Source organism: Ruegeria sp. AE4, assembly GCF_056542185.1.
Genome location: NZ_JBQFZK010000034.1, coordinates 1 through 8,159, shown reverse-complemented (window position 1 = coordinate 8,159; position 8,159 = coordinate 1). Strand labels below are relative to the sequence as shown.

The window sequence follows — 8,159 nt, the reverse complement described above, 5'->3', positions numbered from 1 at the left end:
GGCATTCGAAGCCTTGAATGCTGCCACTCGAGCCGCTTGAATCCCGACCATCAGCATTCCCTCGTCGACCGGACGTTAACGTGACAACACCGTTTCGGATACTGCGCACCTTTGAAATAAATCATGGACTGGTTCTCGAGTGAATACACCGGCGACCGTTCACCGTCTGCATTCGAGCGCGTCAATAGTCAAAAGTTTGCAACAGAACCCTTTACGGTGCCCGGCCAAATCACAAGCCCGGCCCTCTTGGTCAACTACTCTGCTGCGTCCGAAACCGTGGTTTCTGAGTATATCCCTTTCACACGTTCCTTTGTCGGATCAAAATGAGGGAATGGAACGATCCTGGCTTTCAGCCGTTTTTGTTGGCCGTCCAATTGCCCAATTTCGATGTCTGCCCCAATTGTCGCGTGGGTAACTGAAATCCGACCCAAAGCGATGACTTTCCCTAAAACGGGTGATTTCATTGCGCTGGTAATCGCTCCAACCTGCGCCTTTCCGACGCGGACGCAGTCGCCGGGTGACGGGACGACGCCGCCTTCGATTTCAAAACCAACCAGCCTTCGGTGGGGGTGCGCCTTGCGTTCTTCGATTGCTGCCCGCCCGATGAAATCGTCGGTTTTTGATTTCAGCGGCACGGTAAAACCGATGCCTGCTTCAAACGGGTCCGTCTGGTCGTCGAATTCTGACCCGGCAAAGATCAGGCCCCCTTCGATCCGCAGCATATCAAGTGCCCCAAGGCCCAGCGGCGTGATCCCATAATCCTGACCTGCCTCCCAGACTCGGTCGAAGATTTCCACTGCATCTTTGGGATGGCAGAAGATTTCATATCCCAGCTCACCGGAATACCCAGTTCGGGAGATCACGACAGATGTTCCGCGCACATCTCCGACCCGTGCAACGGTCAGTCTGAACCATGGAAGTTCGTCAATCGTTGGTTGCTGTGGGGGTGTCCAGAAAATTCTGGAGAGAATGTCGCGACTGTGCCGCCCTTGAACCGCGATGTTGTGCAGCTGATCCGTCGAATTGCGAACCCAGACATTCAAGTTGCGTTTTTGCGCTTGTTCCTGAAGCCACAATCCACTGGTGTCATTCCCGCCGATCCAGCGGAAGTTCGTCTCACCCAGACGATAGACGGTGCCATCGTCAATCATCCCGCCGTGCTCATAACACATTGCGGTATAGACGACCTGACCGACGCTTAGCTTTTTCATGTTGCGGGTCACGCATAGCTGCATCAGCTCTTCTGCATCGGGTCCGACAACTTCGTATTTACGCAAAGGACTCAGGTCCATGACGGCAACCTTGTCCCGACAGGCCCAGTATTCAGAAATCGCACCATGATTGGTCATCGTGTTCGGCAGCCAATAGCCGTTATACTCGACGAAATCACGGGTATGCCGCGCAAAGCAGTCGTGAAAAGCAGTTTTCTTGGTTTCTTCCACATCCGCCTCCGCAGATTTTCTATAGCCGTAGGATCGTTGAAAATCCTCGGTCGCCTTGTACGTTCGCACCTGAATATCGGTCGGGTTCCACCCGTTTGCCGGATCGATGTCGCAGGGACATGCCGTGCTGATGCAGACCAGATCGGTCAGCGCGCGCAGCAACACGAAGTCACCCGGTCGCGACCAGGGATCGTCCATGCCAATGGCATTGGCGTCATCCAGCATCGTGTTGAAAAAGAAGTTGATCGCAGGCCAGCCGCCGCGCGGCTTGATGCCATACTGGTCCAGATCTTTGTTAATATTGTCCGAACAGTTTACGTGGCCGGGATAGCCAAGGTCTTCGTAGTACCGCGCCGTACAAGCAAGGCCAAACGTGTCATGACGACCGCAAGTGTCCTGCACGATTTCGATCAAGGGTTCCTGATCGACGGACCAGTATTTCGAAAATATCCCCGGTTGCGGATACAGGCTGCCCATCAGGCTGCGGGTCGTCGTCGGATCGATTTCGCGCTCGATCCCCTGATCCAGCGCCCGGCGGCTGAAGGCCTGAAAATCCGAGCATTCGCGGCCGCGAATATCCAAGATCTGGATGAATTCTCCAGCTTTGACCTCATAAGATATGGCGTTTCCCGGTTGAATGTTGATGTCCCTGAGAGGGTCGGCCAACGGCTCAGGCGCGCCAACACCCGGCTTTTCCAGACCCGGCGCGGAACGCTGAATATAGAGGATGATATCCGTTGGAGGGTTGTTGTTTTCCGGGCGCATCGCCTCGCCGGGTGCGGCGACGATCAGAAGACCATCGCTTTCCGCCACGAAATGCACCATGTCGCCGGGGCGCGAGCCTTCGACAAAAGCGCGGATTGCGTCGCCCTGCCCGATGTCAAACCCCGCAGCCTCGAGCGCGCGCAGAACCTTCCGGCCCGAAGCGGAACCGTTTGCCAGCGTTGCGATCACCCCGTCGGGACACCCGTGTCCCCGCGCGCCGAGCATCGCCGCGTCCGAGCTTCGGTCGGGGGCAAAAAATACCATCTCAGCGGGCTGCATTCCATCGCGATCCAGCAATGTGATCGTGTCCCCATTGGACACCGGAACGGCGCGCGATCCCATTGCGGGAACCGGATGGCGTTCTGTGCCATGCGGCAGGATGGGCAGACCAGGAGCCAGCACCCCGCTGCGTTCGAACGGTACCTCAAACAAGGGTTTGACGTTCATCTGAACAACTCCGGTTAATCCAGCCCCAAAGCGCGCTTGCGCTTTTCGGCCCAACTGCTGATTGCCATATCAAAGGTCAACGCCATCAGAGACACGTTCAGACCCAGTACAAAATTCTTGCCCAATTCGGTGCCTGCCAGGGTTCGCTGCAATTCCTGCCCCAGATCCTGCGTGCCGATGAACGCGGCGATAATGACCATGAAGAACGCGAACATGATGGCCTGATTGAACCCGACGGCCATAGTCGGCAGCGCCAGTGGAAACTGTACTGACATCAGTTTTTGTCTGCGCGTCGAACCAGACATATCCGCGGCTTCGGTCATTTCCGGCGGCACGCTTCCCAGACCGATGATGGTATAGCGGATCAGCGGCACGGCGGCGAAGATCAGGATGGAAAACACGACCGCCACGTCATTGACGCCGAACAGCATGATCGCGGGGATCAGATAGATGAAGCTAGGGAAGGTTTGCGCAGTGTCGCAGGCCAGCAGGATACTCTTGGACCAGCGTTTGGACCGAGCTGCGACAACGCCCAAGGGGATACCGATCAGAGTTGCCAACACAACCGCTGAAATCACTGTATAGAGCGTGATGACCGAGCGATCCCACCAGCCGGAAAACGCGACAATTGTAAAAAACACCGCAGCATAGATACCGGGTTTGCGGCCTCCGACCCAATAGGCAAAGGAGACAACCAGTAGGATGAACGCAGGTGTCGGAATGGCAAGCAAAGTATCACGAAACGGGATCAGAACTTTGACGTTCAGGAACCAGCGCAGCCATTCGGTTGTCCCTTTGATCACATCGAAGGCCAGAACCGACTTGATCACATCGTCGATTTCCTTTCCCTGGCTCAGATGCTGCTTGCGACCAACTTCAGCCAGGATCGGAAACACTTGCGACAGCAGGGTGAACCCGACGAACAGACCCACTGCGATTAGCGGATTCCGGTGCCGTTTCCACCATGGCGTTCCGCGTTCGAAATGAATGGGCTGCTTGACGACCCAGGCCTTCGACATCCGGTCAAGCATGACCGCCAGAAGAACGATGGTCACGCCGATTTCAAACGAACGGCCAAGTTTGAAGCTGCCCATCATTGCAAGCAACTTGGCTCCAAGGCCTGGCATGCCGATAAAGGCGGTGAGAACCACCATTGCCAGACACAGCATGATCACCTGATTGACACCTACCAGCACTTCGGTGCGGGCGGCTGGGACGTATACATGCCGCAGCATTTGCCAGCGTGTACATCCAGACATATGGCCGGCTTCGATCACTTCGGGGCTGACTTTCTTCAGACCCAGTGTGGTCATCAGGATCATCGGCGGGATGGCAAAGGTGATTGTTGCCACGGCCCCCGCGGTTGGTCCGACTTTGAAAAAGATCACCGCTGGCAAGAGATAAGTAAAGAAAGGCAGGGTTTGCAGAACGGACAGGATGGGTTTCAGCACCCGCTCGAACCGGCCATACTTCCAGGCGGCGATGCCCAGCACCAGGCCCAGCACAAACGCCAGCGGTGCCGCCACTACAATGACCGACATGGTCTGCATGGCGATGTTCCACTGGCCGATTGCAGCGGTCCAGATGAACGTACCCGCACCCAGAGCCGCCAGCCGCCACCCTCCCACGGCATAGCCCACAACAGCAGCGACAGCAGCGATTGCTGACCACGGGATTGGGCCCAGATAAGGCCAGCGGCGCTTGCCTTCGAGCAGGTTGGCCGACATATCCAACAGGAATTCCAACGGGCCTTCGGCGATAAAGCGGGTCACGTAGATCAGACCAAGGTCGTTTTGGATGAAATTGAAGATCGCATCCAGCACCTGCGCCGTCGGCGGGATTGCTGCCTCGGGAATGCGGTTCAACCATTCAGGGAGAATTCCGACCGCCTTGGCAAGGATCAGCGCAAAGGCGGTGATCAGAAGTGCGGTAAGGACTCTGGTGCGCCCCCACGCACCGTCTGCCGTGTCCGGTAATTCGGTGGACAGTGTCGCCATCATTCGGCTCCGAGCAGAACGTTCAACGCGGCATCGCGATCCAGAACACCGGTGACAACGCCAGTTTCATCCGCAACCGGCAGCAGGATACGCTTGTCATTGACCAGAACCCGGGCCAGTTCATGAATGGTTGATCCGCCATTGATCGGCGCGCCTTCAAGGGTATGGCCGTTCACCGGTTTTGCCAGCCCTTTCGCATGCACCACGCGGGCCTTGTCGATATCCTCGGTGAATTTCGCCACATATTCGGTCGCCGGGTTCATCACGATCTGATCCGGAGTATCGCATTGTTCGACCGCACCGTTGCGCATTATAGCAATCCGGTCAGCCAGACGCAGCGCCTCGTCGAAATCATGGGTGATGAAGACGATGGTTTTGCCCAGCATCTCTTGCAGGCGCAGGAATTCATCCTGCATTTCACGGCGGATCAGCGGATCAAGCGCCGAGAAGGGTTCATCCAGAAACCAGATATCCGGTTCGATAGCCAGCGACCGGGCGATACCGACCCGTTGTTGCTGGCCACCGCTCAATTCCCGTGGGAAGTATTCTTCCCGTCCTTCAAGGCCCACCAGCTTGATGACCTCCAAAGCGCGTTCGCGCCGGTCGTGGCGATCCTGCCCACGCATTTCCAGCGGGAAGGCGACATTGTCCAGAACCGTGCGGTGCGGCAGCAACCCGAAAGACTGAAACACCATCCCCATCTTGTTGCGGCGCAATTCGATCAGATCGCGCTCGCTGAGTTTCATGATGTCCTGACCGTCTACTTCGATCGTGCCTCCGGTGATGTTGTGCAGACGCGAAAAGCACCGCACCAGCGTGGATTTGCCCGATCCTGACAACCCCATGATGACAAGCATCTCGCCACGGCCAACCTCGATCGAGACATCCTTGACCCCGGCGATATACCCATCCTCACGGATCTCGTCGAAACTGCGGCCTGCCGGCATGGACTTCAGATAGCTCTCGGGCGAGGGTCCAAACAGTTTCCAGACATTCTTGGCTGATATGACAGGCGCGATGGCGGGCATGGCTGCTTTTCTTTCTTGTTGAGCGCGGCCCTGGATCACAAAACGATCAAGGCCGCGCCAGATTCATTATACGTAGCCGTTATCAACTGCAGGCATTGATCCAGGGGTCAACAACGGCACGGTTGGCGTCCAGCCATTCCTCTGCCGCTTCTTCCGGCTCAAGCTCATCAGTGTCGACCAGCTTTGCCATTTCCGCGATCTGAGGGTTGGTGAAAGAAATCTGGGTCAGGGCGCAATACGCGGCTGGCCACTTGTCTTTCATGCCATCCCAAGCCGCCTTTTTCAGATATCCACTTGCCGGGTTGCCACAATCATACAGCGCGTCCGGGTTCGGACCCTTGGCAGGATCCTTGTCGCAGCCGTCTTCCCATGCAGGGAACTCCACAAACTCACCGGGCCAGACGGCTTCGGCAAAGTTTGGCGTCCAGTTGAATACAAGAACCGGGGTCTTGTCGGCCTCGGCGGCACCAATCTCGGCCCACAACGCTGCGGCGGAACCCGCATTGATCACGGTGAAGTTCAGATCAAGCGCTTCGGCGCGTTCCTTACCATGTTTCAACCAGTCTACCGGACCATCAAGATACCGACCCTTATCCCCGGTCTCGGCCGTGGCAAACAGGTGCGCGCAGTCGTTCAGTGCATTCCAATCAGGCAGGCCCGGGCAGGATTCCTTGGTCCACATCGGGTACCACCAATCTTCGCGCGTGACGGCATCATGATCGCCCGCGTCATGCAAACCGCCCTTTTCCAGCGCGGCCCGGTAGGATGCGCCAAACGCGCCTTCCCAGACTTCCATCTCAAGCGCGACGTCGCCCAAGCGGACCGATTCATAAACCGCCTGGCTGTCGGTGGTGACATATTCGACGTTGTTGCCCATCTCTTCGAAGATCAGACCGACGACGTTGGACATCACGATCTGGCTGGACCAGTTGTGAATTGGAATGACAATCGGGTCGCTGCTGTCTTCGGCAATCGCCCCGGTTCCCGCTACTGCCGCCAAGGTTGCTGCGGAAAGGAGGTTTGTAAGTTTCATGTTCGCTCCCTGAGTGAGGTTCGTTTTTTGTCAAAGGGGCTCTTCCGGCCCGCGAATTTGTGCATTTTGCCTAGAATCGCTCATAATGCAGAAAAGAAATTTGAGGGGCGTTGACCATAAAATCTTGAGGCAAACTCAACTTTTTACTATGTTAACAGTCGGTTGCCCGTTCAGACGGCAACGGGTGACCATGAATGTTTTTGCGTGTGGCCGCGTCCAGATCGGGAAAGATCCTGTAAATGCCAAAGAAAACATCAGTCACAGGGAAAGTCCTTCCTCCGCTTGATTATTTGTTGGCGTTTGAAGCCGCGGCAAAAGCGCAAAGCTTTGTGCAGGCCAGTAAGGTGCTGAACATCTCGGAAACCGCGATCAGCCGCAAAGTGCGCCTGCTGGAGCAGCATTATGATGTGCCATTGTTTGTCCGGGGTCACCGTTCGGTGTCACTGACGCAACAAGGTGCCATTCTGTTGGCAACTGTCGAAAAGTCTCTGGATCAGATGCGGGACGTCAGCCGTGAGATGCTGGCCAAGCATCAGGCCAACAAGGTGTCGATTTCTGCGACGAACTCTGTCGCGTCTTTGTGGTTGATGCCACAACTGCACAAGTTCAACAAATCCAACGGCCGTATCCGTATTTCGCTGGTGTCTTCGGACAGTGACGCAGAGTGCCTTTCGGATTCCATGGACCTGACAATATTGCGTGGAGATGGCGAGTGGCCGGGATACGAAGCAAAGCTTCTGTTCGGAGAAACAGTGTTCCCGGTTTGCAGCCCCGAGTACCTCAGAAGCAACCCCAATGCGGCAGTTCTTTCCGCGCTGCCGGAACTGGACCTTATTGAAGTCACCAGCAGCCATGCGGAGTGGATGACATGGCGTACATGGTTCAGCGGTAACGGTGTTTCCACCTCAGCGATGGAACAAGCTGTGGCTTTCAACACCTATCCACTGTCGGTTCAGGCTGCTGTCGATGGTTTGGGAATTGCATTGGGCTGGGCCCATCTTGTTGACCCCTTGCTTGAGAGCGGCGCGTTGGTCAGGCCGGTCCAGAACGCTTCGGTGCGAACGCAATCCGGATACTACCTGCTGAAAAGGCCGTCTCAAAAAGCTTTCCCGGAACAGCGCATCGTCGAGGATTGGTTGCTGGGTCTCAGCGCGGGTCGAAAAAGATACGCCTGATCCTTGTCGCAACCCCCGAATCTTGACTTGATGTTTGGAAACATCCCTTGGGTACTTTAAACTCACGTATTGACCCTTGGGAATATTTATTTACCTTAAAGAAAATTTTGACCGAATCTGGCCCTGCGTTTTGTCGCTCTGGCCGGACCAATCCAGACTATCTCACGCAGGGAGACCAAACCCAATGAGCTATAAATCCGACATCGAAATTGCGCGTGAAGCGAATAAGAAGCCGATCCAGGAGATCGGCGCGAAGCTTGGAATATCCAGTG

General features: G+C 56.1%; 5 protein-coding genes. 1 reads left to right on the top strand and 4 read right to left on the bottom strand.

Annotated elements, in window-relative coordinates:
* Positions 1–254 precede the first annotated feature (254 nt).
* From ACR0EK_RS20045 to ACR0EK_RS20030, 4 genes are all read right to left on the bottom strand, one after another.
* The gene (locus tag ACR0EK_RS20045) at positions 255–2,654 is read right to left on the bottom strand and encodes a trimethylamine N-oxide demethylase (protein WP_480915454.1); all 2,400 of its coding nucleotides are present in this window, start codon (positions 2,652–2,654) and stop codon (positions 255–257) included.
* A 14-nt stretch (positions 2,655–2,668) separates the two neighbouring features.
* Positions 2,669–4,651, bottom strand: coding sequence for an ABC transporter permease (locus tag ACR0EK_RS20040; RefSeq protein WP_480968090.1), 1,983 nt, complete (start codon positions 4,649–4,651; stop codon positions 2,669–2,671).
* Positions 4,651–5,679, bottom strand: a complete 1,029-nt coding sequence (locus ACR0EK_RS20035; RefSeq protein ID WP_480478516.1) for a quaternary amine ABC transporter ATP-binding protein — start codon at positions 5,677–5,679, stop codon at positions 4,651–4,653. The genes ACR0EK_RS20040 and ACR0EK_RS20035 overlap by 1 nt, the downstream gene beginning before the upstream one ends.
* 82 nt (positions 5,680–5,761) lie before the next feature.
* Positions 5,762–6,712: an ABC transporter substrate-binding protein gene (locus tag ACR0EK_RS20030; protein WP_480484928.1), complete on the bottom strand. Its 951-nt coding sequence runs from the start codon at positions 6,710–6,712 to the stop codon at positions 5,762–5,764.
* A gap of 239 nt (positions 6,713–6,951) precedes the next feature.
* On the opposite strand from ACR0EK_RS20030, the gene ACR0EK_RS20025 reads away from it, so the two are divergent.
* Entirely contained in the window at positions 6,952–7,887 is a 936-nt protein-coding gene (locus tag ACR0EK_RS20025) for a LysR substrate-binding domain-containing protein (protein WP_480871574.1), read from the top strand.
* Positions 7,888–8,159 lie beyond the last annotated feature (272 nt).